This is a genomic window from Oceanobacillus sp. J11TS1 (assembly GCF_018333215.1).
In the GTDB taxonomy this organism is placed as follows: Bacteria; Bacillota; Bacilli; order Bacillales; family Amphibacillaceae; genus Oceanobacillus.
In genome coordinates, this window is record NZ_BORO01000082.1 from 1 (window position 1) to 255 (window position 255).

General features: G+C 43.9%; 1 protein-coding gene. It reads left to right on the top strand.

Annotated features, from left to right (window positions below; genetic code table 11):
* The coding region (locus tag KI343_RS19935; RefSeq protein WP_212928126.1) for a transposase at positions 1–255 on the top strand (255 nt) is incomplete at both ends.

Sequence of the window (255 nt, forward strand, 5' to 3'; positions counted from 1 at the left end):
TTTATGTGCTTATACCCAGTCGGTATTCTCTGGCCGAAAAATCGAAGCATTACTAAAGGACAGCGTGCGGATGATGTGGCTTGCGCAGGGATATGAGCCCAGTTATCGTACCATCAACCGTTTTCGTGTGAATCCAGAAGTAAAAGAACTATTGCGTCAGTGCTTCGTCCAGTTTCGTTGTCAGCTGGTGGAAAAAGAGTTGATTGATGCGGAAGCTATCTTTATTGATGGAACAAAAATTGAAGCCAATGCCAA